This is a genomic window from Dinoroseobacter shibae DFL 12 = DSM 16493, from assembly GCF_000018145.1.
Taxonomy (GTDB): domain Bacteria; phylum Pseudomonadota; class Alphaproteobacteria; order Rhodobacterales; family Rhodobacteraceae; genus Dinoroseobacter; species Dinoroseobacter shibae.
In genome coordinates this window covers 2,769,867-2,794,090 of sequence record NC_009952.1, presented here as the reverse complement: position 1 = coordinate 2,794,090, position 24,224 = coordinate 2,769,867, and the positions used below count along the sequence as shown (strand labels likewise).

Here is a 24,224-nt window from a genome sequence, read left to right as displayed (position 1 = left end):
CAAACTGTCAGACTTCTCTAAAATCGCGGAGGGGTTCTAATGCGCATCGTTTTCGTCCACCCAAATTATCATTCCGGCGGCGCCGAGATTGCCGGCAACTGGCCACCGGCCTGGGTGGCCTATCTCGCCGGGTCGCTGAAGGCGGCCGGTTTCGACGACATTCACTTCCTCGATGCCATGACCAACCACATGCCCGACGAGGATCTCCGGGCAAAGCTCGCAGAACTGCAGCCCGATATCGTCGGCACCACCGCGATCACCCCCGCGATCTACGAGGCTGAAAAGGTTCTGAAAATCGCGTCCGAGGCCTGCCCCGACGCGGTGCGCCTGCTGGGTGGGATCCACGGCACCTTCATGTACAAGCAGGTGCTGGCCGAGGCCCCCGAGGTCGAGGTGATCATCCGCGGCGAAGGCGAAGAGATCATGGTCGAACTGGCCCGCTGTGTCGCCGAGGGGCGCTGGCCCGAGGATCAGCGCAAGATCAAGGGGCTGGCCTTCCGCGAGGGCGATCAGATCGTCGCGACCCAGGCCGCAAGCACGGTCAAGGACCTGGATGGAATCAACCCGGACTGGTCGCTGCTGGAATGGGACAAGTACATCTATGTCCCCCTGGGCGTGAAGGTCGCGATCCCGAACATGGCGCGCGGTTGCCCGTTCACCTGTTCGTTCTGCTCGCAGTGGAAATTCTGGCGCGACTACCGTGTCCGGGACCCGATAAAGGTCGTGGACGAGATCGAGAACCTGGTCGACAATCACGGCGTCGGTTTCTTCATCCTCGCGGACGAGGAACCCACCATCAACCGGCGCAAGTTCATCCAGTTCTGCGAAGAGCTGATCGCGCGCGGCCTGCCCGAGAAGATCCAGTGGGGCATCAACACCCGCGTGACCGACATCATGCGCGACAAGGAGCTGTTGCCGCTCTATCGCAAGGCCGGTCTCGTCCATGTCAGCCTCGGCACCGAGGCCGCTGCGCAGCTCAAGCTCGACCAGTTCAACAAGGAAACCAAGGTCGAGGAAAACAAGGAGGCGATCCGACTGCTGCGCGAGGCCGACATCTTCACCGAGGCGCAGTTCATCGTGGGTCTCGACAACGAGACGGCGGAGACGCTGGAGGAAACCTTCCAGATGGCCTGGGACTGGCAGCCGGACCTCGCCAACTGGGCAATGTACACGCCCTGGCCCTTCACCCCGCTCTTCCAGGAACTGGGTGACAAGGTCGAGGTCTTCGACTTCTCGAAATACAACTTCGTCACGCCGATCATGGCCCCCGATGCCATGACCCGGGGCGAGCTGTTGGACGGGGTGATGAAGAACTACCGCCGGTTCTATTCCCGCAAGGCGCTGTTCCACTATCCGTGGCGCGGCACGGGCTACCGGCGAAAATACCTGCTGGGCTGTCTCAAGGCCTTCCTCAAGGCCGGGTTCGAACGCAAGTTCTACGATTTGGGCAAGGCGAATTACTGGGGCCCGCAATCCAAGGACAAGGTCAATTTCAACTTCGACCGGACCCGGAAGATCGCCAAGGCCCAGATGGACGACTGGGAGGCCGCCGCCGACCGCGCGTCTCAGGCCAAGGCCCGACGCAAGGCGCTCGACACCTCCTTCAAGCTGCCCGAGGGCCATGAGAAGCGTGAACCGATCAAGGCCTGTGGCGGGGGCTCGCAGCAGATGGAAGATGTCTGATGCCCCTTGATACCGCCGCGGGCCGCGTCTGGGCGGCCCCGGACACCACGGCCCGGATCGGCCCCAATGCGGTGCTGCAGCTGATCACCGTGCTGGATGAAGAGGGCGGCCCCGAGCTTGTCGCCCATGTCATGGCGCTCGCGGGGCTGTTCGATATCCCCTCCGACGATGCCATGATCGACGAGCGTCCGGTCGCGCGGCTGCACCAGGCCCTGCGCCGGGACCGCCCCGGCGACGCGCCCCGGCTCGCTTGGGCGGCCGGGGAGGCGACGGCGAATTACATCATCGCCAACCGGATCCCCAGGCCGGTGCAATGGCTCTTGCGGGCTCTGCCCGTGGGGCCGGCGGCGAAGCTGCTCAGCGTGGCGATCGCGAAACATGCCTGGACCTTCGCCGGCTCCGGCCGGTTCTCGGTCGTCTCGACCCGCCCCATGGTGTTCGAGATCGCCGACAACCCGGTGGTGCGTGGCGAACAGGCGCAAAGCCCGATCTGTTTCTGGCATGTCGCCGTGTTCGAGACCCTGTTCCGGCGCCTGGTGGCCCCGGACTTCCGGGCCCGCGAGACCGCCTGTTGCGCGGTGGGCGCACCCGCCTGCCGCTTCGAGCTGCGGCGCATCGGCTGAGCGCCCCGCGCGCCGCCACGCGCGCTGTGCGCCGAGGCGCCCCTAGGGACAGCCGTCGCTGCGCAGCGTGCCGTCGGGCATCACCGTGCGGCAGAAGACAGCCCCCGAGAACCCCGCCGCCTGCGTGACCGCGCCTGTCAGGTCCGCCTCCGACAGGTCGGCCCCGGTCAGCCTCGCACCGGTCAGGTCAGCCTCGCGCAGTACGGCGCCCACCAGCCGGGCATTGCCGAAATTCGCCCCCTCCAGAAACGCCCCGCTCAAATCCGCTCCGCCGAGATCCGCCTCGGTCAGCGTTGCCCTCGGCAAGGCCACCCCCACCATCGACGCCGCGCGCAGGTCCGCCCCCGCGAACACGGTGTCGCGTGCATTCGTGCGGTCGAACAGGATCCCGCGCATCCGCGCGCCGGAAAACTGCGCAAACGGCATGAACGCATCGCGCAGATCCGCCCCTTCCAGATTGGCGCCATCGAACACCGCATAGGTCAGATACGCGTCCCGCAGATCCGCCCCGGCCAGCTCGGCTCCCGCCAGGTCGCAGTCCCGGCACTGATTGTCCGCAAGAAGGGCGTTCACCGAATCGCGGTCCGCCCCCGTCGCGGGGAGCGCGAGGCAGGCTAGCGCGACCCCCAAAGCCGTTGCTTTCATCTCTCGGTCTCCCCCGATCTTGTCCGCTGTGTCGATCATCGCGCGATCGTGGTGCGGCGCCATCCGACTTTGGCATCGGTTGCTGATGCACCCGACAGCGCGCACCTTGGAGCCGAAAACCACCGGGAGGTTCATATGACCAGTTTGACACAAGCCGCGGCCGTGCTCGCACTCGCATGCGTCACCGCTTCCGGCGCCTTCGCGGATGCGCAGGAATCCGGTCGCGTCGGGGCCGGGGCGCCCGAGGACATCTTCATGGAAATCACGCGCGCAGAGGACGGCGCCGTGACCATCGCCCCGGAGGAGTTCACCCTTGCCCATGGCGGCTACTACCGCTTCAACGTGGTCTGCCCGGAGGCGTTGACCTCCGAGACCGGCTATCATTTCGAGGCGACCGAGCTGCTGGAAAACGCGCATATCCGGGTGCTCTCCGTGGGCGAGGTGGATATCGAGTTTTACATGCAGGGACTGACCTTCCGGGCGATCGAATGCGACGATGCGGGATCCGCGCGGTTCAGCTTCCATCCGATGCGCAAGGGCGTCTATCCGATCCATGTGCGCGACCAGGCCGTGCCCCCGACCGAGGCTTTCGGGCGCGTGGTGGTCGAATAGGTCCAGCCCGCCGCCCGCAGGCTCTGACGCGACCTTGACAGCCAGAGCCCGGTCGTATGTATGGCCCGAGACTTCACACCAGAGTTCCGGGGACCCCAGATGCACGCCTTTCGCACCCATACTTGCGCCGAGCTGACCAAGGACGCCGTTGGCCAGACGGTCCGGCTGTCGGGCTGGGTCCACCGGGTGCGGGATCATGGCGGCGTGCTCTTCATCGACCTGCGCGACCATTACGGCATGACCCAGGTGCTGTGCGATCCCGACAGCCCGGTCTTCTCGCAGGTCGAGAAGGTCCGCTCCGAATGGTGCATCCGCATCGACGGCACCGTGAAGGCCCGCGACGAGAGCCTGATCAACCCCAAGATCCCCACCGGCGAGATCGAGGTCTTCATCCGCGACATGGAGGTGCTGGGCACCGCCGAGGAACTGCCCCTGCCGGTCTTCGGCGACCAGGAATACCCCGAGGAAACCCGGCTGAAATACCGCTTCCTCGACCTGCGCCGCGAGAGCCTGCATGACAACATCATGCTGCGCTCCAAGGTGGTGCAATCCATCCGCAAGCGCATGTGGGACATCGACTTCACCGAGTTCCAGACCCCGATCATCACGGCCTCCTCGCCCGAAGGTGCCCGCGACTTCCTCGTGCCGTCTCGCCTGCATCCGGGCAAGTTCTATGCGCTGCCCCAGGCCCCGCAGCAATTCAAGCAGCTGATCATGGTCGGCGGCTTCGACAAGTACTTCCAGATCGCGCCGTGCTTCCGCGACGAGGACCCGCGCGCCGACCGCTCGCCCACCGACTTCTACCAGCTTGACCTTGAGATGAGCTTCGTCAGCCAGCAGGACGTGTTCGACACGATCCAGCCGGTGATCGCCGGCATCTTCGAGGAATTCGGCGGCGGCCGGCGGGTCGACACCGACTGGCCGCTGATTTCCTATCGCGACAGCGCGCTGTGGTACGGTACCGACAAGCCCGATCTGCGCAACCCGATCAAGATGCAGATCGTCTCAGACCACTTCGCGGGCTCCGGCTTTGCCATCTTCGCCAAGCTGCTCGAACAGGAGGGTACCGAGATCCGCGCCATCCCCGCCCCCGGCGGCGGCTCGCGCAAGTTCTGCGACCGGATGAACAAGTTCGCCCAGGAACAGGGCCTGCCCGGGATGGGGTATATTTTCTGGCGCGACCAGGGCCAGGGGATGGAAGCCGCGGGCCCGCTCGCCAAGAACATCGGCCCCGAGCGGACCGAGGCGATCCGCCAGCAACTGGGACTGCAAGTGGGCGATGCCGCGTTCTTCCTCGGCGGCAAGCCCGCCAGCTTCGAGGCGGTGGCGGGCCGCGCCCGCACGGTGATCGGCGAGGAGCTGGGCCTGATCGATCAGGACCGCTTCGCCTTCGCCTGGATCGTCGATTTCCCGATGTACGAGAAGGATGACGAGGGGCGGATCGACTTCTCCCACAACCCGTTCTCCATGCCCCAGGGCGGGATGGCGGCGCTGGAGGGCGACCCGCTGGAGGTGCTGGGCTACCAGTACGACCTGGCGTGCAACGGCTACGAGCTGGTCTCGGGTGCCATCCGGAACCACAAGCTCGACATCATGTACAAGGCGTTCGAGATCGCGGGCTACGGCGCCGATGAGGTCGAGAAACGCTTCGGCGGCATGGTCAATGCGTTCAAATACGGCCCGCCCCCCCATGGCGGATGTGCAGCGGGGATCGACCGGATCGTGATGCTGTTGGCGGATACGGCGAATATCCGCGAGGTCATCATGTTCCCGATGAACCAGCGCGCCGAGGACCTGATGATGAACGCGCCCTCCGAGCCGACGGGGGAGCAGTTGCGCGACCTGTCCCTCCGCGTGATCCCGCAGGAATAAGGGGCGGCCCGGGTCGGGGGCCTTCGGCATCGCAGGCTGTCGCGCGCCATTCAGTCTTGCGGCAAGTCGCCTTGGACGTTTTCGGCCTCGATCAGGCCCGAGGCGATCGAACCTGCGTCGAAATCGCTGATCCCGATCACGATGGCCGCCACCATGGCCAGCGCGAGGATCGCGTTGGCCGCCAGAGACGACGCCCCCGGGGTCCGCCGGGGCAGGAGGCGTGAAGGGGTGAAGCGATTAGCCATGTTTCCGTCCCTGGACTGCTCTCGGTCAGGTCATGCCTCTTGCTGGGCAAGCTCCCGTCCGAGAGGTGACTTTGCTGATAAAGCCCTGTTTTCGCCACAGCGATGACAGAGCTGTGTCAGAACTGTGGCAAAAAGGCGGCAGGCTGCCGATCAGGCCCCTGCGCGGCTAGATTGCAACACGATTGGCCAGCCGATCCGCCAGCAGCGCGCGCACCAGCGACAGGCTGGACCGGTCGCCGCGATCCGCAAGGCTCCGGGCTGCCTCGGCCAGGGGCACATCCTGTGATGCAATGGCCAGACCGTGCAGGAACTGCGCCGAATAGGCCCGCTGGATCGGGTCGTCGGGATCCGACAGCAGGTCGTTCACGTGGGCGAAGTCATCCTGCAAGGCGATCAGGTCCGGGCTGACCTCCGTATCCGGGACGATGCGGGGACCGGCGGGATGCGATTCGGGCGGCAGGTGCGCCAGAACGGCCGCCTGGAACTCGGCCAGCCGGGTCAGCGGCTTGGCCAGGAACCCGTCCGCGCCCGCGGCGATGGCGCAAGGCTCCCCGCTCAGATCGCCGCTGAAGCCGAGGATGACCGGCAGGCGCGGTTGCGCCGCGGCCAGTTCCGCGATCAGGTCCTCGCCCGCACCATCGGGCAGGCCCAGATCGATGATCGCCACCGTGGGGCAATACATGCGCAAGTGTCGGTGCGCCGCGGCGATGCAGTCGGCGCGCCGCAATCGGGCACCGGACCGCAGGCACAAGAGCCGCATCGATTCCGATGCAAATCGGCTGTCTTCGACCAACAGGACCGTCACGCCCAGCAGCGGGCGCGCGGATGTCGGTCGCGGGGCGGTCGAGACAAGGGCAGCAGTGTCGTCCATAACGTCCTCCGAATCTTCCCTAAGAGTGCCGCAAGCATCCCTAATGATCGGTAAACGGGCGCGAGAACCCTTGTCGGGCTGGGTCTGGCGGGTCATAACCTGCCCAACTCTAGCCATGTACGGAGCCCGCCATGATCGGTCGCCTGAACCACGTCGCCATCGCCGTTCCCGATCTGGAGGCCGCGTCGGCCCAATACGCCAACACGCTCGGGGCCAATGTGGGCGCGCCTCAGGACGAACCCGATCACGGCGTGACGGTCGTGTTCATCGAGCTGCCCAACACCAAGATCGAGCTGCTCTATCCCCTGGGGGAAAACTCCCCCATCGCAGGGTTTCTGGAAAAGAACCCCTCGGGCGGCATTCACCATATCTGCTATGAGGTGGAGGATATCCTGGCGGCGCGGGACAAGCTGAGCGCCGCGGGCGCGCGGGTGCTGGGCACGGGCGAGCCCAAGATCGGCGCCCATGGCAAGCCGGTGCTGTTCCTGCATCCCAAGGATTTCAACGGCACCCTCGTCGAGCTGGAGCAGGTCTGAGCCATGCAGATTACCTCCGCCCTCGTGCTGCTCGCTGTCTTGTGGTTCATGACCCTGTTCATCGTCCTGCCGATCCGGATGCGGACCCAGGGCGACGAGGGCCGGGTCACCATGGGCACCCCCGCCGGCGCGCCCGCCCGCATCGACATGCGCCGCAAGGTGAAGATCACCTCGATCGTGGCTTTCGTGCTCTGGGTGCCGCTCTGCGCGCTGATCCTGTCGGGCTGGATCACCGTGGACGATTTCGATCTCTTCAACCGGTTCGGCGGCGGGCTGCCGAAGCTGGAGTGACCCCGGGCCCCGCCGGGTGCAAGGATTTTAAGTAAAATCCTTGCCCCGCTCCGACCCGGCGAGCGTGTGATAGAGGTGGGTGAAGGCCGCGGCCCCCACAACCGGGATCACCAGGTTCACCAGGGGCAAGGACAGCACCATCGCCATCGGCACCCCGGCGAGCCAGATCTTGCCGATATGGCGCTTGCGCATCTGCGCGGCCCCCTGACGGCCCAGTCTGCGCATGGCGGTGACCTGGAAGTATTCCCGGCCCAGAAGGAACCCGTTGAGCCCCCAGAAGATCAGTGGCGCGAGCGGGACGAAGAACAGATACAGCACCAGTGCCGCGAGGTTGGCGACCACCAGCACCCCGAGAAACCCGAACGTATCGCGCAGCCCGTCGGCGAAGCTGACCTTCGGCGCGGGCGGCAGGCCGGGGTAATGGCGTGCCTCCACCGCATCGGCGATGTCCTCCAGAAACAGCGACGTGAAGGCCGAGGCCACCGGCACCATCAGGAACACCGACAGCCCCAGCATGCTCAGGATGCCGAGGCCCGAGGCCAGATCGTCCAGCCAGGTGATCTCGCCGACAAAGGGCAGTGTCAGCGCATCGGGCACCAGCCAGCCCAGCAGGGTCACGAACACCCAGGCGATCGCCACCAGCAGGACCACCGTCGCCCCGATCCCGATCAGCAGGACCCGACGAAACGCCGGATCGCTCAGCTGGCCGAGCGCGCGGGTATAGATCGTGACGATCATTCCGACATCCAGCGTGTCAGGGCCGCCACATCCGGGCGGGGCCGCTCCGGGGGCACCGCGCTCTCGGTGCCGAGATGGATGAACCCCGCGACCCGTTCCTCCGCCTCCAGCCCCAGCGCTTCGGCGCCGAACACCGGGTCATGGGCCACGTAGCCCGTCAGCCAGTTTGCCCCCCAGCCCGCCGCAAGCGCTGCATTGACCAGCGCCAGGCACACCGCGCCCGCCGACAGGTCCTGCTCATATCGGGGGATCTTCTCCGACGCCTTGGGCGCGGCGATCACCGCGACCACGCAGCCCGCGGTGTCGAAACTGGCCCGGGCCTTGGCGATCTTCTCGGGCTCCTGGCCCAGGGCCACGCCCCGTGCCTCGGTCAGCACCGCCAGACGGTTCAGGGCCGCGCCCTGCAGCACCACGAACCGCCACGGCTCCAGCTTGCCGTGGTCCGGCGTGCGCGCCGCCGCGGTCAGCAGGGTCTCCAGCACCGCGCGGTCCGGATAGGGCGCGGTCAGGGTCTTGGCCGGGCGCGACCGGCGCGTCAGCAGGAAATCGAGCACATCGGTGCGGGGGGTCAGGGCGGGCAGCGGGGCGGGGGCGGTCGTCATGGGCTCTGCGTCTCTCTCGGGGGCGACCGCGCGGGCCGGGATCATATCACTGCCCCGATACCTCGGGGTTTTCGCCGCGGGCTTCAAGGGGGGGCTGCAAGGCCCGCGCCAACACCACCACCATCAACCCGAGTGCCGCGAGCAGGGCAAAGCTCGCCGGGTACCCGGCGCGCGCAGCGACAAACCCGATCAGCGGCGGGCCCAACAACACCCCGCCATAGGCCAGCAGAGCCACCTGCGCGATCCCCGCGCCGGGCGCCACCTTGTCGTCGCGTGCCGACCGCGCAAAGGCCAGCGGCATCAGCAGCGCCGCCCCGCAGCCCAGGATCGCAAACCCGGCCAGCACGCTTGCCGCCGAGGCGCCGAGCACCGCCAAACCCGCCCCGATGGCCAGGCACAGGCCCGAGATCCTCACCGCGCGCACCACGCCCAGCCGGGTGACCAGCCAGCCGCCGCTCAGCCGCACGACCACCATGGTCACCGAAAAGGCGGCAAACCCCAACGCCGCGATCTGCGGCGGGGCTTCGGTGACAATGCTCAGATACACCGCGCTCCAATCGGCGATGGCCCCCTCGCTCAGCCCCGTCGCCCCGGCGACCAGCCCGACCGGCAGCAACGCGCCCTTGGGCAGCAGGGCGCCCTTGGCGGCGGGACCCGCGGGACGGGCGGGCGGTGTCGCCGCCCGGGCGCCCGGACGCAGGATCACCGGCAAGCCCGCCAGCGCCAGCGCCCCGGAAACCCAGGCGAAATGGGCCAGCGGGTCGAGCCCCGCGGCCACCGCGCCCGCACCGGCCCCTGCGCCAAGACCCGCGCCAAGGCTGAACAGCGCATGGAGCTGCGGCAGGATCGGGCGGCCATGGGCGGTCTCCACCTCCGCGCCCCAGGCGTTCATCGCCACGTCCATCCCGCCGAAGCAGACCCCAAAGGCCGCCAGCGCCAGCGCCAGCAGCCAGACATTGGGCGCCATCGCGACCAGCGGTAGGGAAAAAAGATAGAGAAGTGCCAAGAGCTTGCTCAGCCCGGCGGGACCGTGGCGGTCGATCACCCGGCCCGCCAGCGGAAAACCGGCGATCGCGCCCGCCGCCAGACACAACAGCACCAGACCCAACCCGTCCGCATCCAGCGCGAAGCGCGCCTTGAAGGCCGGGATCCGCGCGGTCCAGCTGCCGAACAAAGCTCCGTTGAGGAAAAACAGCGCCAGAACGGCGTGAAGGGCAAGGCGCATGGCGGCTCCGGGGCTCAGGCCATGCCCCCATCGCCCGGCACCTGCGCGCCTGTCAATGGGCGGGGCGCAGGGCCTCGCGCGCCAGCCTGTCAGTCCAAGGGGCTCAGGCGGAGCGGGCCGGTTCCACCGGCTTGCGCAAGCGGTACACCCCTTCGGGCAGGTCCAGCGCCGCCCCGAGGTCGTTGAGTTGCGCGATGGAGAGGGTGATCCGCACGGTCTGATCCGTGCGCGGATCGTACTGCTCCACGGTCACGCATTCCTCGAAGGCATGCACGATCACGTCCTCTTGGAGAGGGGCTTCGCCCTCATCCACAAGGGTCACGACGGTCGAATCGAAGTCATGCTCGATGGTAAACATGCCGAAATGTTAACGTGTCGGGGCATGTTTTCCAGATTTTTCTGCACCTGCATAACGACGGCGCTGCCAGTGGTACAAAATTGGCGCGATCACCCGGTCATAGGTGACGGATGCGAAACAATGGATCCCGGGGAGTGCCACGATCCGCGCCAGCCAGCGGTACTTCGGCATCTCGCGCCAGAGCGCCACGAAGGCTGGAATGCCGCTGAGCAACACGCCGGCCTTCAGGACATAGAGCCGTCTCGCGGCCTCGTCGCGGGTCAGGCCCCAGCGGTCCATGTCCGTGGCATTGAGGTCCTCGAACCGGATCGGCAGCGCCTCTCGCCCGGCATAGTCGGCATAATGGTCGATCTCGAACCGGCAGACCGGGCAGGCGGCATTGTAGAGAACCGCTGTCTCGGTGTCGGATGGGGGTGTGTGCTCTGTGCTCATGGCGAATGACCTAGGTCCGCCCGGCTGTGCGCCAAGGGAGCCATTGCGTCGCGGGCGGGCGCAAATCTGCCGAATCGGGCCGTCCCGCGGGATCGCGCCACTGGCGTTTTCACCGGCGGCGGCCTACATCCCGGGCATGGTGTTGCAATACGTCTCCCTCGCCCGCGTGGCCCTCGCAGGCGCTCTGGCCGCCGCCCTGGCGGGGTGCAGCGTCGCGCCCGCGCCGCAACAGGCAAGCCGCCCCGTCCCGTCGGCGCCCGAACCGGTCGCGCGACTGTCCTCCGATCAGGCGGTGCGCAATTTCGATGCGGTGGTCCGGCGGGTGGAGCCCGTGGCGGAATCCGAATGCCGCGCGCGCACCCGCGGGCTGGATTGCGACTTCCTGATCCAGGTGGATACCCGGCCGGGCCAGCCTGTGAACGCCTTTCACACCCTCGATGCCGAAGGGCGCCCGCTGATCGTGTTCACCGTCGCCATGATCGCCGAGGCGCGCAACCAGGACGAGCTGGCCTTCGTCATGGGACACGAGGCGGCCCACCATATCGCCGGCCACCTGGTCCAGACCCAGCGCAACGCGGGCCTTGGCGCGGTCGTTTTCGGCACGCTCGCCTCCCTCGCCACTTCGGGGGCCAGCGACGCGGTCCGGCAGGCCACGGTGGAACAAGCGCTTCAGGCCGGTGCCCTTGTCGGGGCGCGGACCTACAGCAAGGAAAACGAGCTGGAGGCGGACGCGCTGGGCACGGTCATCGCCGCCCGCGCGGGATTCGACCCCCTGCGCGGGGCGCTGTTCTTCTCGCGCCTGCCCGATCCCGGTGATCAATTCCTGGGCAGTCATCCCCCGAATGCGGCACGTTTTGAAACCGTAAGGCAGGTCGCCGCCACGCTTTGAGCGCTTTGTGCGCCACCCGGCGCGCCGGTTTGATCTGCCTCAAGGCCCCGCGGCCCCGCGCCGCCCAGACTGTCTCCCATGTGAGGGAGATCGCCTATGCTGAACCAAACCGTCGTTCGAAAACACGCAGCCCTGGTGGACCGGATGTCCGACCGGCTCGGCGTGGACCTGGAAGAAAGCGCGTTCCGCGGCGAGATTTCGCCGGAACTGATCCCGGATCTGGTGCTGCGCTGCACCAACTGCGCCAACCCCGAAGCCTGCACCCGACTGCTCGACAGCATGGAGCAGCTGGAGGCCGCGCCGTCCTATTGCGTCAACCGCGACACCCTCGCAAACCTGCGCTGAGCGCGCGCGCCGCTGGGCCACATGGGGGCCCGCCCCTGATACGGGAGATTGCCATGACACGCGCTGCACCCCGCGCGCAGTCCACACAAGACAGTGCCTGCCCGAAGAGACTGGGCAAGGCCAACGCGCATTTCTGGCTCGTCCAACGCATGGCCAAGACCGCGGGCCTCGATCTGGCCAAGGCCGTGGAGGCCGGTCTGCTGAGGCAAGACGACTGGGCCAGCATGGTCCAGTGCTGCCGCGGTTGTGCCTGGGCGGACGGATGCGAACACTGGCTGGACACCGCTGACCAGAACGCGGACGCCCCGCCGGTGCCCTGTCTCAACCGCACACGCATGGCCCGCCTGAAGGAGGCTTTGGCTGTGGAAACCGAGGCCGATGTCGCCTAGGATCCGCGCGTGGCTTTGGAGACCAAGCTTATGAAACGCACGAAGATCTGGCCCCTCGCACTTGGCTGTGTCGTGCTTGCGGGATGCGACGGGATGGGGTCGGCGCCCCGTGGCGAAACCCCGCCGGTCGCGACCTCCAGCCCGGGCACCGGTGCGCTGATGCTGCTCGGCGGCTACCGCGCGACCGACGATCCCTGCCGCCGCGTGGGCGAGACCGCCGCCACGGTCGATTTCCTCGATCACACCGCCGATCTCGTGGGCTGCCCCGAAGGCTCCGCCCAAGCCGCCACCTTCGCCGCCGAGATGGGCGCCCAGCCGATTTCCGTGATCGACGGCTACCAGCTCTTCACGGTGCCGCGCGGCTGACCCTCAGCCCTCGGTCTCCGCCGTGATCCAGGCGACCAGGTCGTCGGACATCGCCACCGGGATCCAGGTGATCGCCGGCAATTCATACGGATGCCCCTGCGCGATCAGGGCCGCGAGGGCGGTCCGATGCCGCTCCAACGTCTTGAAACTCAGAAGCACCTCCGCATCCTCGCACAGCGTGCCCTGCCACCAATACAGGCTCGACACCCCCGGCAGCACATTGGCACAGGCCACCAGCCGCGCCGACAAGGCCCGCCGCCCCAGCAGCTTGGCCGTCTCCACATCCGGGCAGGTCACACTCAGGTGCAAGGGGGTCTCGGGGGCCAGGGCTTCTGTCACGGTGCACTCCGTCGCAGTTTCAGTGTTCCCAAGACACGCACATCCCGCCAGCGCCGCGCGCGGCACGGTCGGGATCAGACGCGCGTCCCCCAAAGGTCATAATCCGACGCCTCGTCCACGTCCACGGTCACGATATCGCCGGGTGCGAGTCCCTCAAACCCCGCGTCGATGAACAGGTTGCCGTCGATCTCCGGCGCGTCGGCCTTGGTCCGGCAGGTCGCGGCCTCCGCGTCCACCTCGTCCACGATCACCTCGATCCGGCTGCCCACCTTCGCCGCGAGTTTCGCCGCCGAAATCGCCTGCGCCTTGGCCATGAACCGCTCCCAGCGGTCTTGCTTGACCTCCGGCGCCACATGGTCGGGCAGGGCGTTGGACCGCGCGCCCGCCACGTTCTCGTACTGAAAACACCCCACCCGGTCGAGCTGTGCTTCGTCCATCCAGTCCAGCAGGGTCTGGAACTCCGCCTCCGTCTCGCCGGGATAGCCCACGATGAAGGTCGAGCGCAGGGTGATCTCCGGGCAGATCGCGCGCCACTCGGCGATCCGGTCCAGCGTCTTCTCCGCCGCCGCAGGCCGCGCCATGCGCCGTAACGTGTCGGGGTGCGCGTGCTGGAACGGGATGTCGAGATAGGGCAGCACCAGCCCCTCGGCCATCAGCGGGATCAGGTCTCGCACATGGGGGTAGGGATAGACATAATGCAGCCGCACCCAAGCCCCGAGCCCCCCGAGATCGCGGGCCAGATCGGTGATATGCGCCCGGTGCCCGCGATCCTCGGCATGGCGGATATCGACCCCGTAGGCCGAGGTATCCTGGCTGATCACCAACAGCTCCCGCACCCCCGCCTCGACCAGCTTCTCGGCCTCGCGCACCACCGCATGGGCCGGACGACTGGCCAGACGCCCGCGCATGTCCGGGATAATGCAGAACTTGCACTTGTGGTTGCAACCCTCTGAAATCTTGAGGTAACTGTAGTGCCGCGGCGTCAGGCTGACCCCCGAGGCCGGCAGCAGATCGACAAACGGATCCGGGCTGGGGGGCACGGCGGCATGCACCGCGTCGAGCACCTGCTCGTACTGGTGCGGGCCGGTCACGGCGAGCACGCTGGGATGATGCCCGGTGATATACTCCGGCTCCGCGCCCAGACAGCCCGTGACGATCACTCGCCCGTTTTCGGACAGGGCCTCGCCGATCGCCTCCAGGCTCTCGGCCTTGGCACTGTCGAGAAACCCGCACGTGTTCACGATCACCGCCTCGGCGCCCGCGTAATCGGGGCTGATCGCATAGCCCTCGGCCCGCAGCCGGGTCAGGATCCGCTCGCTGTCCACCAACGCCTTGGGACAGCCCAGACTGACCATCCCGATGGTCGGCTGCCCGGGCCGCGCGGCCGGGTCGATCTTGATGCCGGGCGCAATGTCCGGGCGCAGTTCAGGCGGATTTTGGCTCATGCCCAGCCTATAACGCCATGTGTGTTTCGCGGGAAGGGGGGGCGTGACGAACTGATTTTGCAGGTTAAGTGAGGGCGGCAGCGTGTTGGACTTTCAGCCTCGGACGGTTTCCGCTTCTCGGTCCATGGCACGGATGCCCACCACGAGGCAGATTACGTGACCGCATCGTCCCAAAAGGGCGTCGGAGCAAACCGCTGGTCCGCCCGGACGCATCTTTCTTGACGTAAGGTCATTCTGAGAATGTGTTATTTTGCCTCCTTTTTTATGGCACGAAGAGTTTGCATCGAATGCCCGCCATCGGGTATAGCCTGACCACCTAACTAGTGGAGATGATTTTATGAGATTTCTTGCGACTGCCGCTCTCGGCGCGGTTCTGGCCACCTCCGGCGCTCAGGCCGCCGTCATCGATTTCGAAGGTTTCAACGCCGGCGATATCCTGTCGGGCCTTGGTGGTCTGTCCGTCGATGGCGTGGGCTACAGCATCACCGTAGACAGCAATGGCAGCAACGATATCGCCATGGTGTTCGACACCGACAATCCGACCGGGGGGGACTCCGACCTGGCCGCACCGTTCACCAATCCGGCGACCGGGGCGCAGTTGTCGCCGGGCAATGTGCTTATCATCTCCGAGGATGGCGACACCTCCGACCCCGATGATGAGCGCGCGGGCGGCAAGATCACCTTCGCTTTCGACTCGGCGGTGAACCTGCTTGGCTTCGATGCGTTGGATGATGTCACCCTGACGGTCACCGACAGCGCGGGAGGCACGGTCACGGTCAGCGTGGCCAAGGACAACCAGTTCGCCAGTGTCACCACCAGCTTCTTCAACATCTCGTCGGTCCAGTTCGACTTCGGTAACCAGTCGGGTGCTATTGATAACCTGAGCATCTCGGCCGTGCCGCTTCCGGCGTCTGCCTTGCTGCTCTTCGCCGGCCTGGGGGGGCTGGGCGTGATGTCACGCCGTCGCAAGTCGGCCTGAGCTGGCACTCCAGCGGGACTTGAAGGCGCCTTTCGGGGCGCCTTTTTCGTGGGGTGTCGGCAGGTCCAGATGCGGCGATGGCGCGGTGTCGGGGCAGCTATCTAAACGGCCATCCGCCACGTCCCCTGTCATCTACAAGGGGGGCGCGGCCTCACGCAGGGCGGGCGTATCAGGGCCCGAGCGCCGTTTGCAGTGCTCGGTTAGCGCCGCCGGTCGCGGCGCGAGGACATGGGTTGGAACGCCACGCCCACATGGGCCTCGCAGTAGGGCTTGCCCGCCTGCACCGGCAGGCCGCAGAACCAGAATTCTTCCGTGGCCGGATCGCCGATGGGCCATTTGCAGGTCCGCTCGGTCAGCTCCATCAGGCTCAGCTTCTTGGCCTTCTTTTCCACCTCGCGCACCGAGGCCAGCGCCTCGGGGCTGATCTCGTTGGCCGAGGGTTGCGGCGGCAGGGGCTGGCCCGCGGGCACGATGGTGCGGCGCAGGGGCGTGGGCTCCGGCGCGCTGGCCGCGGCGGGGGCCGCTTCGGCCGGGCGCGCGGCGTCGGTCTTGGGGGTGTTGGCAGGCTCCGGGGCGGGCCGCGGCTTCTCCGCCGCCTTCGCCGGTTTCGCCGCGGCCTGTGCGCTGTCCTTCTTGGCCGGCTCGGCCGCCTTGGCCGCGGTACTGCCGCCGCCGCCATTGCGGTTCGACAGGCCCAGCCGGTGGACCTTGCCGATCACCGCGTTGCGGGTCACGCCGCCCAGTTCCTTGGCGATCTGACTGGCGCTCTTTCCTTCGCCCCACATGGTCTTGAGAATTTCAACGCGCTCGTCAGTCCAGGACATCGCCACCTCGGTAAGCATAAAGGAGGGGTCAGGCCGCACCGGCCCAACCCCGCCCCTTGGAGTTTTCCAATCTTTCTCTATTTTAGCCACCGCAGACGAGGATACAAGCACCCCCGGACCGACAGATGCATGACGCACGGTCAGAAAGGCCCCGATGACAGATCAAACCCGCATGGGCACCCGCAGGTTCGGGCGCATCAACTGGCTCGGCGTGGCCACCCTGGCCGAACGGGAGATGCGCCGCTTTCTCGCGGTCTGGACCCAGACCGTGGCCGGCCCCCTGGTCACGGCGGGGCTGTTCATCCTGATCTTCAACCTCGCCATCGGACCCCGGCGGGGCGAGGTGATGGGCGTGCCCTTCATCGAATTCCTCATCCCCGGCATCCTGATGATGACCGTAATCCAGAACGCCTTCGCCAACACCTCCAGTTCGATCATGGTGGCCAAGGTGCAGGGCAATATCGTCGATACTCTGATGCCACCCCTGTCGGCGGCCGAACTGGTGGCGGGCTACATCATCGGCGGGATCGGACGCGGGCTGCTGGTGGGCCTGGCGATCGTTGCGGCCACCATGTTGCTTCTGGGGACATCGGTCGCCCATCCGCTCTGGGTGCTTGTCTTCATCCTGCTGGGGGCGGCGGTGCTGAGCGGGCTCGGCATCATCGCCGCGATCTACGCCAACAAGTTCGACCAGATGGCCGCGATCACCAATTTCGTCATCACGCCCCTGAGCTTCCTGTCCGGCACCTTCTACTCGCTCGAAGCCCTGCCGCCCCTGATGCAGACCCTCAGCCATATCAACCCGATGTTCTACATGATCGACGGGGTGCGCTACGGCATGCTCGGCACCTCCGACAGCTCGCCCTGGCTGGGGCTCGCGGTCTGCGCCGCCTCCGCGGTCGCGATCCTGCTGGTCTGCTGGGCCTTCTTCCGCTCCGGATATCGGCTGAAGCCCTGACAAAGCGGAATTGAAAACCGCCCCGTTTCAAGCTATTCTTAAGGCTCACGGGGTTACAGAGCCATGAGGCCACTCCCGGTGCGAGGCGGTTTTCACATATAGGCAGGTGAGCAGAATGCGCGCAGCTATACTCGGACTATCCCTGACACTCATGCTCGGCGGTGTCGCCCCGGCACAGGCGGACGCGATCAAGCGTGCCTGCATCGATTCGGGCCGAACGGGGGCGAACTATGCCCTGTGCGGCTGCATCCAGAGCGTCGCGAACCAGACCCTCAGCCGGTCGGAGCAACGCAAGGCCGCGTCCTTCTTTGCCGAGCCGCACCGCGCCCAGGAGGTCCGGCAATCGGACCGCGCCTCGGACGAACGGTTCTGGACCCGCTATCGGCAGTTCGGCGCCGTGGCCCAGAACGCCTGCAGCTAGAGCCGGGCGAGCAGGCCGCGACTGGCGGCCTCCAGCATGTCGAACACCTCTGGGAAGTTGTCCTCGTAATAGGGGTCCGGCACCTCCGCGCGCCCGATCCCGGGCGCTTCCCCGAGAAACAGCGCGACCGGCGTGGCGTTGCCCGCCGGGCGCAACGCCTCCAGCTTGGCGATATTGGCCCGGTCCATCCCGTAGATCAGATCGAAGCGGTCGAAATCCGCCGTGCCCACCTGCCGGGCCCGCAGCCCGCTCAGGTCGATCCCCCGCCCGCGCGCTTCGGCCACCGCGCGCCGGTCGGGCGGCCCGCCCACGTGCCAATTCGACGTGCCCGCACTGTCGCAGATCACATCCGCACCCGCGGCCTCGGCCAGGTGCCGAAACACCCCTTCGGCGGTGGGGGAGCGGCAGATATTCCCGAGACAGACAAAAAGAACCGAAACCGTCATGGACAATCGCGCAAGGCGCCTCTTGGATAGGGGTCTCGGGACGGTAACGGAGCGGCGCGCAATGCCCAAGCGGATTGTCATTCTCAGCGGCGCGGGCCTGTCGGCCGAAAGCGGCCTGGGCACGTTTCGCGACAAGGACGGGCTCTGGACCAAGTATGACCTGGCCGAGGTCGCCACCCCCGAAGGCTTCGCCGCCAATCCCGCCCTGGTTCATGGCTTCTACAACGCGCGGCGCGCCAATTGCCTCGATGCCCGGCCGAACGCCGCCCACGCGGCGCTCGCGGCGCTGCAACGGCAGGCCGAGGTCACCCTCGTGACCCAGAATGTGGACGACCTGCTGGAACGGGCGGGCGCGCGCGACGTGATCCACATGCACGGCCAGCTCAACCGCGCGCTCTGTGCGGCCTGCGGGCACCGCTGGGACGCCCCGCGCGAAATGGCGCCGGATGACCCGTGCCCCGCCTGCGCGCGCCCCGCCACCCGCCCGGACATCGTCTGGTTCGGCGAGATCCCCTACCACATGGCCATGATTGAGGCCGCCCTCGCCGCCGCCGAGCTCTTCGTCTCCATCGGCACCAGCGGGGAGGTCTATCCGGCCGCCGGGTTCGTCCAGGAGGCCCGCGCCGCAGGCATTCCGACGCTGGAGCTGAACCTGGAGCCGTCCTCGGGCAGCGCGCTTTTCACCGACGCCCGCTATGGTCCCGCGACCGAGATCGTGCCCGCCTGGGTAGCCGAACTGGGCGCCTGACCCCTCCGCCGGGTCCAAGCGGTTTCGAAACCGCTTGCCCGCGCCCGGTGATCAATCTTGATCGGCTTTTCGGGCCTTCTGCGCAGGCCCGCCCTTGCGCGCAGCACAGGGGGCTGCCGGTCTCTCCCTGACCGCGCCGCCGGGGGCCAAGCGGTTTCGAAACCGCTTGTCGCGCTCCGGCCCCACCGTCCGCGCCCGGCGGGCTATTCTGCGCCGCCGCCCACCGCGATCCGCTGCCGCAGCGCACCGTCGCCCGCGCCGTAGATCAGGATCTCGTCCCCCGCGACCACGGCAATCCAGTCACCGCCGAAGGTCACCGCTTCGGCCACCACACCGGCGGGCAGGGTGATACTCTCGGGCAGATCTGGCAGGGACGGGGCCTGCAAGCGGATGACAAGCAACCCGATTACCGTTACCACCCCGGCAATCATCACGACCGTCAGCACGGTCACCAATCGCCGCAGGAACTTCAGGTTCGCCGGCTCCGGCATTTCCGGGCCGGGCTCGGCGCCAAATTCGGACGGGTCATCGCGCATGTCGGGCATCCCAGAGGCCAGCGAGGAAATCACGGTCGAGGTCCAGCCGGACCCGCCGCCGCGCCTTGATAGGGCGCTGGCGCGGGATGTGCCAGAGGGGCTGGGCCTGAGCCGGTCGCGGCTCGTCAAGCTGATCGAGGCGGGCGATGTGCGCCGGGGGGCGGAGGTGCTGGCCAGCCCCAAGGCCCGCGTCGCGGCGGGCGACGTGCTGACCCTGCGGCTGGGCGCGCCCGCCGAGGTGCCGCTGGTGGCCGAGGCGATCCCGCTCGATGTGATCTTCGAGGATGCGGACCTGATCGTGGTCAACAAGCCCGCGGGCATGGTGGTGCACCCCGCCCCCGGCAGTCCCGCGGGCACGCTCGTGAACGCGCTGATGCACCATTGCGGCGACAGCCTGTCGGGCATCGGTGGCGAGAAGCGGCCCGGCATCGTCCACCGGATCGACAAGGACACGTCCGGCCTGCTGGTGGTGGCGAAATCCGACCACGCCCATCAGGGGCTCGCGGCCCAGTTCGCCGCCCACAGCGTCGAGCGAATCTATGACGCGCTGGTCCACGGGGTGCCGGAGGCCTCCGATCCGCGCCTGCGCGGCCTGCCCATGGTCCGGTTCGAGCCCGGCGGCGTGCTGTGTCTGCGCGCATCCCTCGCGCGCCACCGCACCGACCGGCAGCGCCAGGCGGTCGTGGCCGAAGGCCAGGGGCGTCACGCGGTCACCCGGGCGCGCGTCGAGGCGCGCTTCGGCGATCCGGCCGGGGTGGCGCATCTGGCCTGCTGGCTGGAGACCGGCCGCACCCACCAGATCCGCGTCCATCTGGCCCATATCGGCCACGGGCTGCTGGGCGATCCGGTCTATGGCGGGCGCAAGCGCCTGTCGGCCAAGGCTTTTTCGCCTCAGGCATTGGCCGCCGCCGAAGCCTTCCCGCGCCAGGCCCTGCATGCCCGGACCCTCGGCTTCGTGCATCCCGTGACCGGGGCGGCGCTGTCCTTCGCCGCCCCGATGCCTGCCGACATGGCGGCCCTCTGGGCGGCGCTGGGCGGTTAATTTTCGCTTAATTCGAGAATGTTACAAAGCTGCACAAGGCAGTGACATCCGGTTTCAGCCGCTCGCCCTCGGGCCCGGGCTGACCCATATTGACCCCCAAGCACAAGGCGCAGGCCTTGACGAATGTTCATTTGATTAACATATCAGGCTGGTCCGGGCAGAGACCCGACCCGAGCCGACACGGAGGCGCAACATGGCATCATATACCAATCTTCCGGCCCCCTCTCCGGAGCAGGGCCTCAACCGGTACCTTCAGGAAATCCGCAAGTTTCCCATGCTGGAGCCCGAAGAGGAATACATGCTGGCCAAGCGCTGGGTGGATCACGAGGACACCGAGGCGGCGCACAAGATGGTCACCTCGCACCTGCGTCTCGCCGCGAAAATCGCCATGGGCTACCGCGGCTACGGCCTGCCCCAGGCGGAGGTGATCTCCGAGGCCAATGTGGGCCTGATGCAGGCGGTCAAGCGGTTCGATCCCGAGAAGGGGTTTCGGCTGGCGACCTATGCCATGTGGTGGATCCGCGCCTCGATCCAGGAGTATATCCTGCGGTCCTGGAGCCTGGTGAAGCTGGGCACGACCTCGGCCCAGAAGAAGCTGTTTTTCAACCTGCGCAAGGCCAAGAACCGCATCGGCGCGCTGGAGGAGGGCGACCTGCGCCCGGAAAACGTCGCCCGGATCGCCAATGACCTGAACGTCACCGAGGACGAGGTGATCTCGATGAACCGGCGGATGTCGGGCGGGGATGCGTCGCTCAACGCGATGATCGGCTCGGATGGCGAGGGCGCCACCGAATGGCAGGACTGGCTGGAGGACGAGGACGCCGACCAGGCCGACGACTTCGCCGAGAAGGACGAGTTGATGGTGCGCCGCGAACTCTTGGCCGAGGCCATGGGCGTGCTCAACGACCGCGAGAAGGACATCCTGATGAAGCGCCGGCTGGAGGACAAGCCCGCGACCCTGGAAGAGCTGTCGGAGGTCTACGGCGTCAGCCGGGAGCGGATCCGCCAGATCGAGGTCCGCGCCTTCGAGAAGTTGCAGAAGGCGATGCGCGACCTGGCCAAGGAGAAGGGGTTGATGGCGACCGCCTGACCCTTCCCCTCCCCCCGCGGGGCGGTCTAGGCTGCCCGCGGGAGGAGACCACATGACCACACCACTGCGCTGGGGCATCCTGGGGGCCGCGAAATTTGCGCGTGAGCAAATGGGCCCCGCCATCCATGCCGCCAGGGGCGCCACGCTGGCGGCGCTTGCCAGCCGCGATGCGGCCAAGGCGGCGCCGTTCCGGGCCTTCGCGCCCGGGCTGCGGGTCCATACCGATTACGACGCGCTGCTGGCGGATCCGGAGGTGGACGCGGTCTATATCCCGCTGCCCCACCCGATGCATGTGCCCTGGGCGATGAAGGCGCTGGAGGCGGGCAAGCATGTGCTCGCCGAGAAGCCGCTGGCCATGACCGCCGCCGAGATCGACCCGCTGATTTCGCGGCGAAACGCGACCGGGCTGCACTGCGCCGAGGCCTACATGATCGTCCACCACCCCCAATGGCAGCGGGCGCGCGCCCTGCTGCGCGAGGGGGCGATCGGGCGGCTGGTGCATGTGGCGGGGATCTTCACCTATGACAACCGGGCCGATCCCGGCAACATCCGCAACGCGGCCGATCAGGGCGGCGGGGGCATCCCGGATATCGGGGTCTATACCTATGGCTGCACCCGCTGGATGACCGAGGCCGAGCCCGAGGCGATCACCCATGCGGATATCACCTGGGAGAACGGCGTGGACACCATCGCGCGGGTCTCGGCGCGCTTTCCCGGCTTCACCGCCCATTGGGTCAACTCCATGCGGATGGCGCCGTTTCAGGACATGGTGTTTCATGGCGAAACGGGCGTTCTGCGGCTGACCGCGCCGTTCAATGCGCAGGTCTTCGGCGAGGCGCGGGTGGAGCTGCACCGGCCCGGGGGCGGCGGCGATCACACGGTCACGGTGGAGCGGTTTCCGGCTGCCAATCAGTACGTCGCGCAGGTCGAGGCGTTCGGGCGCACGGTGCGGGAGGGCGCGGAGTATCCCTGGTCCCTGGAGGATGCGCGGGGCACGCAAGCCATGATCGACGCGGTCTATGCCGCGGCCAAGGGTTAACGCAGGGGAGGTTTCGCGCGCGAAACATCGCGATTTATCCAATGTTTTCAGAACAGCCTGGTTAATTTTGCGTCAGCACATTGGGGTTTTCGCGCCTTTTGGTCGCGAAAGGTTAACGCGACCCCGGGTCCCGGCGCCGCCGCCAAAGGCGTTGACAGGGCGCGGGCACACCGCTTCCCTTGGCGAGGCGATCCGGCATGGGGTGAGGTGAGGTGCGATGACCGACGACGACAAGGTGACGGGGCGGCTCCATGGGGAGCAGCCCGACCCGGGCAAGCCGGACGGGCTGTTTCTGCGGCTGATCTACATGGTGCTGATCGCGGTGATGCTGAGCCTCGGTCAGACGGTCTTGACGGTTCTGACCGTGATCCAGTTCGTCATCATGTTGGTCAGCGGCGGCAAACCGAACCCGCGTCTGGCGGAGGTTGGCACGGATCTGGGCATCTGGATCGCCAAGGCCGCGCGGCACCAGACCGCCGCGTCCGAGGTGAAGCCCTGGCCCTGGACGGAGCTGGACTAGGGACCGTGGTACCCGGCCCCGAGGGCAGTATGCGCGAGCATATCGGGGAGGATGAAAGACTGGGCGCAGCGCCCCGCAAGGCTAGGTACTCGCGCGGAAGCCAGCACAGGAGCACGCCCATGTCCGACACACCCATCATCGCCCAGAAAGCCCCGTACCCGGTCGAGGTGACCGCGGGAAAGACCTATTTCTGGTGCACCTGCGGACGCTCCGGCGCGCAGCCTTTCTGCGACGGGTCGCACAAGGACACCGGGCTGACCCCGATGAAATACGAGGCGGCGGCGGACAAGACGCTCTATTTCTGCGGCTGCAAGGCGACGGCAAAAGCGCCGCTGTGTGACGGGGCGCATAACAAGCTCTGAGGGCTTGACCCTGCGCGCTGCGCCGGGTCTTGTCATGCGGGTCAACGGAAAAGGGACACGCGTTCATGTCGAAGACCCTCTCTGCGGGCCTGATGGTCATCTGTGTTGTGGGCCTTGCGGCCTGCGGGATGTCCGACGAGGAGGCGGCGGCCTTGTCCGACGCCGTCGTGATAGACATGGAGGTGGCCGAGACGCAGCGGGAGGTCGAGAAGTCCCGGGATTTCGACCGGATCGCGCAAGAGACCGTGGCCGGGATGGATACATCCGGGCTGGAGGCCTTGGGTCAGTAAAGGGAGTTCGGAGTGGAAAACCTCAGCCTGGCCATGCGGTCGGCCCTGTCGAACTACGCCACCTTTTCGGGACGCGCGGCGCGTCCGGCCTATTGGTGGTGGGTGTTGTCGGTTTTTCTGTTGCTGTTCGTGCTGGGGCTGCTGGATGCGTTCGTGATGGCACCCCTGCTCGGGGCGGGCATCGCGGATGAGAACGCCGGGCAGCCGCTGTCCTTCCTGGCCAGCCTCGCCCTGCTTTTGCCGAACATCTCCATCGGGGTACGGCGACTGCACGATACCGGGCGGACCGGGTGGTGGATGCTGCTCGCGCTCATCCCGGTGCTCGGGGTACTGGTGCTGATCTACTTCTACCTCCAGCCGAGCGAGGAAGGCGAAAACGCCCACGGCCCGCAGCCGGTCTGGCCCCCGGCCTGAGGGATCCGAGGGGGCGGCCCTCATGGCGCGCCCCTGATTTCTTTTGTGC

34 protein-coding genes are annotated in these 24,224 nt (G+C 67.1%); 21 read left to right on the top strand and 13 right to left on the bottom strand.

What is annotated here, in order from left to right; translation table 11 throughout:
• Positions 1 to 39 precede the first annotated feature (39 nt).
• Both bchE and bchJ read left to right on the top strand, forming a co-directional pair.
• Positions 40 to 1,683, top strand: a complete 1,644-nt coding sequence (gene bchE / locus DSHI_RS13385; RefSeq protein WP_012179298.1) for a magnesium-protoporphyrin IX monomethyl ester anaerobic oxidative cyclase — start codon at positions 40 to 42, stop codon at positions 1,681 to 1,683.
• A complete protein-coding gene (gene bchJ / locus DSHI_RS13380; protein WP_012179297.1) occupies positions 1,683 to 2,306 on the top strand; it encodes a bacteriochlorophyll 4-vinyl reductase in 624 nt (207 codons plus the stop codon). The genes bchE and bchJ overlap by 1 nt, the downstream gene beginning before the upstream one ends.
• 42 nt (positions 2,307 to 2,348) lie before the next feature.
• Here bchJ and DSHI_RS22515 read toward each other — a convergent pair whose 3' ends face one another.
• Positions 2,349 to 2,951 (bottom strand): pentapeptide repeat-containing protein, encoded by a 603-nt coding sequence (locus DSHI_RS22515; protein ID WP_162017714.1) that lies wholly within the window; start codon positions 2,949 to 2,951, stop codon positions 2,349 to 2,351.
• 135 nt (positions 2,952 to 3,086) lie between these two features.
• Here DSHI_RS22515 and DSHI_RS22510 point away from each other — a divergent pair, with 135 nt between their 5' ends.
• Positions 3,087 to 3,563 (top strand): hypothetical protein, encoded by a 477-nt coding sequence (locus tag DSHI_RS22510; RefSeq protein ID WP_044027916.1) that lies wholly within the window; start codon positions 3,087 to 3,089, stop codon positions 3,561 to 3,563.
• A gap of 99 nt (positions 3,564 to 3,662) precedes the next feature.
• Positions 3,663 to 5,435 carry an aspartate--tRNA ligase gene (gene aspS, locus DSHI_RS13365; RefSeq protein ID WP_012179294.1) on the top strand — a complete coding sequence of 591 codons (1,773 nt, stop codon included), beginning with the start codon at positions 3,663 to 3,665 and terminating at the stop codon, positions 5,433 to 5,435.
• A gap of 50 nt (positions 5,436 to 5,485) precedes the next feature.
• On the opposite strand, the gene DSHI_RS13360 is transcribed toward aspS, so the two are convergent.
• Both DSHI_RS13360 and DSHI_RS13355 read right to left on the bottom strand, forming a co-directional pair.
• On the bottom strand, positions 5,486 to 5,680 hold the full coding sequence (locus DSHI_RS13360) for a hypothetical protein (RefSeq protein WP_012179293.1): 195 nt from the start codon (positions 5,678 to 5,680) through the stop codon (positions 5,486 to 5,488).
• A gap of 166 nt (positions 5,681 to 5,846) precedes the next feature.
• Positions 5,847 to 6,551, bottom strand: coding sequence for a response regulator (locus tag DSHI_RS13355; protein ID WP_012179292.1), 705 nt, complete (start codon positions 6,549 to 6,551; stop codon positions 5,847 to 5,849).
• 131 nt (positions 6,552 to 6,682) lie between these two features.
• On the opposite strand from DSHI_RS13355, the gene mce reads away from it, so the two are divergent.
• A complete protein-coding gene (mce, locus tag DSHI_RS13350) occupies positions 6,683 to 7,087 on the top strand; it encodes a methylmalonyl-CoA epimerase (protein WP_012179291.1) in 405 nt (134 codons plus the stop codon).
• A gap of 3 nt (positions 7,088 to 7,090) precedes the next feature.
• Positions 7,091 to 7,378, top strand: a complete 288-nt coding sequence (locus DSHI_RS13345) for a DUF1467 family protein (protein ID WP_012179290.1) — start codon at positions 7,091 to 7,093, stop codon at positions 7,376 to 7,378.
• 27 nt (positions 7,379 to 7,405) lie between these two features.
• Here DSHI_RS13345 and DSHI_RS13340 read toward each other — a convergent pair whose 3' ends face one another.
• The 5 genes from DSHI_RS13340 to DSHI_RS13320 all read right to left on the bottom strand — a co-directional run bounded on the left by DSHI_RS13340 (position 7,406) and on the right by DSHI_RS13320 (position 10,733).
• Positions 7,406 to 8,116: an EI24 domain-containing protein gene (locus DSHI_RS13340; protein ID WP_012179289.1), complete on the bottom strand. Its 711-nt coding sequence runs from the start codon at positions 8,114 to 8,116 to the stop codon at positions 7,406 to 7,408.
• Positions 8,113 to 8,718: a nitroreductase family protein gene (locus DSHI_RS13335; RefSeq protein WP_203426285.1), complete on the bottom strand. Its 606-nt coding sequence runs from the start codon at positions 8,716 to 8,718 to the stop codon at positions 8,113 to 8,115. The genes DSHI_RS13340 and DSHI_RS13335 overlap by 4 nt, the downstream gene beginning before the upstream one ends.
• Positions 8,719 to 8,764: 46 nt before the next feature.
• The gene (locus DSHI_RS13330) at positions 8,765 to 9,943 is read right to left on the bottom strand and encodes an MFS transporter (RefSeq protein WP_012179287.1); all 1,179 of its coding nucleotides are present in this window, start codon (positions 9,941 to 9,943) and stop codon (positions 8,765 to 8,767) included.
• Positions 9,944 to 10,046: 103 nt separating this feature from the next.
• Entirely contained in the window at positions 10,047 to 10,301 is a 255-nt protein-coding gene (locus tag DSHI_RS13325) for a hypothetical protein (RefSeq protein ID WP_012179286.1), read from the bottom strand.
• 9 nt (positions 10,302 to 10,310) lie between these two features.
• On the bottom strand, positions 10,311 to 10,733 hold the full coding sequence (locus DSHI_RS13320; RefSeq protein ID WP_012179285.1) for a thiol-disulfide oxidoreductase DCC family protein: 423 nt from the start codon (positions 10,731 to 10,733) through the stop codon (positions 10,311 to 10,313).
• A gap of 136 nt (positions 10,734 to 10,869) precedes the next feature.
• Between DSHI_RS13320 and DSHI_RS13315 the strand changes: the two genes are divergently transcribed.
• The 4 genes from DSHI_RS13315 to DSHI_RS13300 all read left to right on the top strand — a co-directional run bounded on the left by DSHI_RS13315 (position 10,870) and on the right by DSHI_RS13300 (position 12,722).
• Positions 10,870 to 11,622: a M48 family metallopeptidase gene (locus tag DSHI_RS13315; protein ID WP_012179284.1), complete on the top strand. Its 753-nt coding sequence runs from the start codon at positions 10,870 to 10,872 to the stop codon at positions 11,620 to 11,622.
• A 96-nt stretch (positions 11,623 to 11,718) separates the two neighbouring features.
• Entirely contained in the window at positions 11,719 to 11,967 is a 249-nt protein-coding gene (locus DSHI_RS13310; protein WP_012179283.1) for a DUF6455 family protein, read from the top strand.
• A gap of 53 nt (positions 11,968 to 12,020) precedes the next feature.
• Positions 12,021 to 12,356 (top strand): DUF6455 family protein, encoded by a 336-nt coding sequence (locus DSHI_RS13305; protein ID WP_012179282.1) that lies wholly within the window; start codon positions 12,021 to 12,023, stop codon positions 12,354 to 12,356.
• A gap of 30 nt (positions 12,357 to 12,386) precedes the next feature.
• Entirely contained in the window at positions 12,387 to 12,722 is a 336-nt protein-coding gene (locus DSHI_RS13300) for a hypothetical protein (protein ID WP_044027913.1), read from the top strand.
• A gap of 3 nt (positions 12,723 to 12,725) precedes the next feature.
• Here DSHI_RS13300 and cutA read toward each other — a convergent pair whose 3' ends face one another.
• Positions 12,726 to 13,061 carry a divalent-cation tolerance protein CutA gene (gene cutA / locus DSHI_RS13295; RefSeq protein WP_012179280.1) on the bottom strand — a complete coding sequence of 112 codons (336 nt, stop codon included), beginning with the start codon at positions 13,059 to 13,061 and terminating at the stop codon, positions 12,726 to 12,728.
• A 74-nt stretch (positions 13,062 to 13,135) separates the two neighbouring features.
• On the bottom strand, positions 13,136 to 14,506 hold the full coding sequence (gene rimO, locus DSHI_RS13290) for a 30S ribosomal protein S12 methylthiotransferase RimO (protein WP_012179279.1): 1,371 nt from the start codon (positions 14,504 to 14,506) through the stop codon (positions 13,136 to 13,138).
• Between the two features lie 337 nt (positions 14,507 to 14,843).
• Here rimO and DSHI_RS13285 point away from each other — a divergent pair, with 337 nt between their 5' ends.
• Complete coding sequence (locus DSHI_RS13285; RefSeq protein WP_012179278.1) at positions 14,844 to 15,485, top strand: VPLPA-CTERM sorting domain-containing protein; 642 nt, start codon at positions 14,844 to 14,846, stop codon at positions 15,483 to 15,485.
• A 200-nt stretch (positions 15,486 to 15,685) separates the two neighbouring features.
• Here the strand turns inward: DSHI_RS13285 and DSHI_RS13280 are convergent, their stop codons facing one another.
• Positions 15,686 to 16,309, bottom strand: a complete 624-nt coding sequence (locus tag DSHI_RS13280; protein WP_012179277.1) for a GcrA family cell cycle regulator — start codon at positions 16,307 to 16,309, stop codon at positions 15,686 to 15,688.
• Positions 16,310 to 16,463: 154 nt separating this feature from the next.
• Between DSHI_RS13280 and DSHI_RS13275 the strand changes: the two genes are divergently transcribed.
• Together DSHI_RS13275 and DSHI_RS13270 are read left to right on the top strand one after the other, a co-directional pair.
• Positions 16,464 to 17,267 carry an ABC transporter permease gene (locus DSHI_RS13275; protein WP_012179276.1) on the top strand — a complete coding sequence of 268 codons (804 nt, stop codon included), beginning with the start codon at positions 16,464 to 16,466 and terminating at the stop codon, positions 17,265 to 17,267.
• Between the two features lie 115 nt (positions 17,268 to 17,382).
• Positions 17,383 to 17,688, top strand: a complete 306-nt coding sequence (locus DSHI_RS13270) for a hypothetical protein (RefSeq protein WP_012179275.1) — start codon at positions 17,383 to 17,385, stop codon at positions 17,686 to 17,688.
• On the opposite strand, the gene DSHI_RS13265 is transcribed toward DSHI_RS13270, so the two are convergent.
• The gene (locus tag DSHI_RS13265) at positions 17,685 to 18,134 is read right to left on the bottom strand and encodes a low molecular weight protein-tyrosine-phosphatase (RefSeq protein ID WP_044027901.1); all 450 of its coding nucleotides are present in this window, start codon (positions 18,132 to 18,134) and stop codon (positions 17,685 to 17,687) included. The two genes, DSHI_RS13270 and DSHI_RS13265, sit on opposite strands and share 4 nt — an antisense overlap.
• Before the next feature lie 61 nt (positions 18,135 to 18,195).
• Between DSHI_RS13265 and DSHI_RS13260 the strand changes: the two genes are divergently transcribed.
• The gene (locus tag DSHI_RS13260; protein WP_012179273.1) at positions 18,196 to 18,882 is read left to right on the top strand and encodes an NAD-dependent deacylase; all 687 of its coding nucleotides are present in this window, start codon (positions 18,196 to 18,198) and stop codon (positions 18,880 to 18,882) included.
• Between the two features lie 203 nt (positions 18,883 to 19,085).
• Here DSHI_RS13260 and DSHI_RS13255 read toward each other — a convergent pair whose 3' ends face one another.
• The gene (locus DSHI_RS13255) at positions 19,086 to 19,418 is read right to left on the bottom strand and encodes a DUF6476 family protein (RefSeq protein WP_157865333.1); all 333 of its coding nucleotides are present in this window, start codon (positions 19,416 to 19,418) and stop codon (positions 19,086 to 19,088) included.
• Here DSHI_RS13255 and DSHI_RS13250 point away from each other — a divergent pair.
• From DSHI_RS13250 to DSHI_RS13220, 7 genes are all read left to right on the top strand, one after another.
• On the top strand, positions 19,417 to 20,460 hold the full coding sequence (locus tag DSHI_RS13250; protein WP_012179271.1) for an RluA family pseudouridine synthase: 1,044 nt from the start codon (positions 19,417 to 19,419) through the stop codon (positions 20,458 to 20,460). The two genes, DSHI_RS13255 and DSHI_RS13250, sit on opposite strands and share 2 nt — an antisense overlap.
• Positions 20,461 to 20,653: 193 nt before the next feature.
• A complete protein-coding gene (gene rpoH, locus DSHI_RS13245; protein ID WP_012179270.1) occupies positions 20,654 to 21,550 on the top strand; it encodes an RNA polymerase sigma factor RpoH in 897 nt (298 codons plus the stop codon).
• 52 nt (positions 21,551 to 21,602) lie between these two features.
• On the top strand, positions 21,603 to 22,589 hold the full coding sequence (locus DSHI_RS13240) for a Gfo/Idh/MocA family protein (protein ID WP_012179269.1): 987 nt from the start codon (positions 21,603 to 21,605) through the stop codon (positions 22,587 to 22,589).
• Between the two features lie 217 nt (positions 22,590 to 22,806).
• Positions 22,807 to 23,109, top strand: coding sequence for a DUF4389 domain-containing protein (locus DSHI_RS13235; protein ID WP_012179268.1), 303 nt, complete (start codon positions 22,807 to 22,809; stop codon positions 23,107 to 23,109).
• A gap of 119 nt (positions 23,110 to 23,228) precedes the next feature.
• Entirely contained in the window at positions 23,229 to 23,471 is a 243-nt protein-coding gene (locus DSHI_RS13230; RefSeq protein WP_012179267.1) for a CDGSH iron-sulfur domain-containing protein, read from the top strand.
• A gap of 65 nt (positions 23,472 to 23,536) precedes the next feature.
• A complete protein-coding gene (locus DSHI_RS13225) occupies positions 23,537 to 23,761 on the top strand; it encodes a hypothetical protein (RefSeq protein WP_012179266.1) in 225 nt (74 codons plus the stop codon).
• A 12-nt stretch (positions 23,762 to 23,773) separates the two neighbouring features.
• Positions 23,774 to 24,175 carry a DUF805 domain-containing protein gene (locus tag DSHI_RS13220; RefSeq protein ID WP_012179265.1) on the top strand — a complete coding sequence of 134 codons (402 nt, stop codon included), beginning with the start codon at positions 23,774 to 23,776 and terminating at the stop codon, positions 24,173 to 24,175.
• Positions 24,176 to 24,224: the final 49 nt, after the last annotated feature.

What these genes read in the sequence shown, in the direction of transcription:
- bchE (WP_012179298.1), top strand. Translation starts at nt 40, where the DNA reads ATGCGCATCGTTTTCGTCCACCCAAATTATCATTCCGGCGGCGCCGAG.
- bchJ (WP_012179297.1), top strand. Translation starts at nt 1,683, where the DNA reads ATGCCCCTTGATACCGCCGCGGGCCGCGTCTGGGCGGCCCCGGACACC.
- DSHI_RS22515 (WP_162017714.1), bottom strand. Translation starts at nt 2,951, where the DNA reads ATGAAAGCAACGGCTTTGGGGGTCGCGCTAGCCTGCCTCGCGCTCCCC.
- DSHI_RS22510 (WP_044027916.1), top strand. Translation starts at nt 3,087, where the DNA reads ATGACCAGTTTGACACAAGCCGCGGCCGTGCTCGCACTCGCATGCGTC.
- aspS (WP_012179294.1), top strand. Translation starts at nt 3,663, where the DNA reads ATGCACGCCTTTCGCACCCATACTTGCGCCGAGCTGACCAAGGACGCC.
- DSHI_RS13360 (WP_012179293.1), bottom strand. Translation starts at nt 5,680, where the DNA reads ATGGCTAATCGCTTCACCCCTTCACGCCTCCTGCCCCGGCGGACCCCG.
- DSHI_RS13355 (WP_012179292.1), bottom strand. Translation starts at nt 6,551, where the DNA reads ATGGACGACACTGCTGCCCTTGTCTCGACCGCCCCGCGACCGACATCC.
- mce (WP_012179291.1), top strand. Translation starts at nt 6,683, where the DNA reads ATGATCGGTCGCCTGAACCACGTCGCCATCGCCGTTCCCGATCTGGAG.
- DSHI_RS13345 (WP_012179290.1), top strand. Translation starts at nt 7,091, where the DNA reads ATGCAGATTACCTCCGCCCTCGTGCTGCTCGCTGTCTTGTGGTTCATG.
- DSHI_RS13340 (WP_012179289.1), bottom strand. Translation starts at nt 8,116, where the DNA reads ATGATCGTCACGATCTATACCCGCGCGCTCGGCCAGCTGAGCGATCCG.
- DSHI_RS13335 (WP_203426285.1), bottom strand. Translation starts at nt 8,718, where the DNA reads ATGACGACCGCCCCCGCCCCGCTGCCCGCCCTGACCCCCCGCACCGAT.
- DSHI_RS13330 (WP_012179287.1), bottom strand. Translation starts at nt 9,943, where the DNA reads ATGCGCCTTGCCCTTCACGCCGTTCTGGCGCTGTTTTTCCTCAACGGA.
- DSHI_RS13325 (WP_012179286.1), bottom strand. Translation starts at nt 10,301, where the DNA reads ATGTTTACCATCGAGCATGACTTCGATTCGACCGTCGTGACCCTTGTG.
- DSHI_RS13320 (WP_012179285.1), bottom strand. Translation starts at nt 10,733, where the DNA reads ATGAGCACAGAGCACACACCCCCATCCGACACCGAGACAGCGGTTCTC.
- DSHI_RS13315 (WP_012179284.1), top strand. Translation starts at nt 10,870, where the DNA reads ATGGTGTTGCAATACGTCTCCCTCGCCCGCGTGGCCCTCGCAGGCGCT.
- DSHI_RS13310 (WP_012179283.1), top strand. Translation starts at nt 11,719, where the DNA reads ATGCTGAACCAAACCGTCGTTCGAAAACACGCAGCCCTGGTGGACCGG.
- DSHI_RS13305 (WP_012179282.1), top strand. Translation starts at nt 12,021, where the DNA reads ATGACACGCGCTGCACCCCGCGCGCAGTCCACACAAGACAGTGCCTGC.
- DSHI_RS13300 (WP_044027913.1), top strand. Translation starts at nt 12,387, where the DNA reads ATGAAACGCACGAAGATCTGGCCCCTCGCACTTGGCTGTGTCGTGCTT.
- rimO (WP_012179279.1), bottom strand. Translation starts at nt 14,506, where the DNA reads ATGAGCCAAAATCCGCCTGAACTGCGCCCGGACATTGCGCCCGGCATC.
- DSHI_RS13285 (WP_012179278.1), top strand. Translation starts at nt 14,844, where the DNA reads ATGAGATTTCTTGCGACTGCCGCTCTCGGCGCGGTTCTGGCCACCTCC.
- DSHI_RS13280 (WP_012179277.1), bottom strand. Translation starts at nt 16,309, where the DNA reads ATGTCCTGGACTGACGAGCGCGTTGAAATTCTCAAGACCATGTGGGGC.
- DSHI_RS13275 (WP_012179276.1), top strand. Translation starts at nt 16,464, where the DNA reads ATGACAGATCAAACCCGCATGGGCACCCGCAGGTTCGGGCGCATCAAC.
- DSHI_RS13270 (WP_012179275.1), top strand. Translation starts at nt 17,383, where the DNA reads ATGCGCGCAGCTATACTCGGACTATCCCTGACACTCATGCTCGGCGGT.
- DSHI_RS13265 (WP_044027901.1), bottom strand. Translation starts at nt 18,134, where the DNA reads ATGACGGTTTCGGTTCTTTTTGTCTGTCTCGGGAATATCTGCCGCTCC.
- DSHI_RS13260 (WP_012179273.1), top strand. Translation starts at nt 18,196, where the DNA reads ATGCCCAAGCGGATTGTCATTCTCAGCGGCGCGGGCCTGTCGGCCGAA.
- DSHI_RS13250 (WP_012179271.1), top strand. Translation starts at nt 19,417, where the DNA reads ATGTCGGGCATCCCAGAGGCCAGCGAGGAAATCACGGTCGAGGTCCAG.
- DSHI_RS13255 (WP_157865333.1), bottom strand. Translation starts at nt 19,418, where the DNA reads ATGCGCGATGACCCGTCCGAATTTGGCGCCGAGCCCGGCCCGGAAATG.
- rpoH (WP_012179270.1), top strand. Translation starts at nt 20,654, where the DNA reads ATGGCATCATATACCAATCTTCCGGCCCCCTCTCCGGAGCAGGGCCTC.
- DSHI_RS13240 (WP_012179269.1), top strand. Translation starts at nt 21,603, where the DNA reads ATGACCACACCACTGCGCTGGGGCATCCTGGGGGCCGCGAAATTTGCG.
- DSHI_RS13235 (WP_012179268.1), top strand. Translation starts at nt 22,807, where the DNA reads ATGACCGACGACGACAAGGTGACGGGGCGGCTCCATGGGGAGCAGCCC.
- DSHI_RS13230 (WP_012179267.1), top strand. Translation starts at nt 23,229, where the DNA reads ATGTCCGACACACCCATCATCGCCCAGAAAGCCCCGTACCCGGTCGAG.
- DSHI_RS13225 (WP_012179266.1), top strand. Translation starts at nt 23,537, where the DNA reads ATGTCGAAGACCCTCTCTGCGGGCCTGATGGTCATCTGTGTTGTGGGC.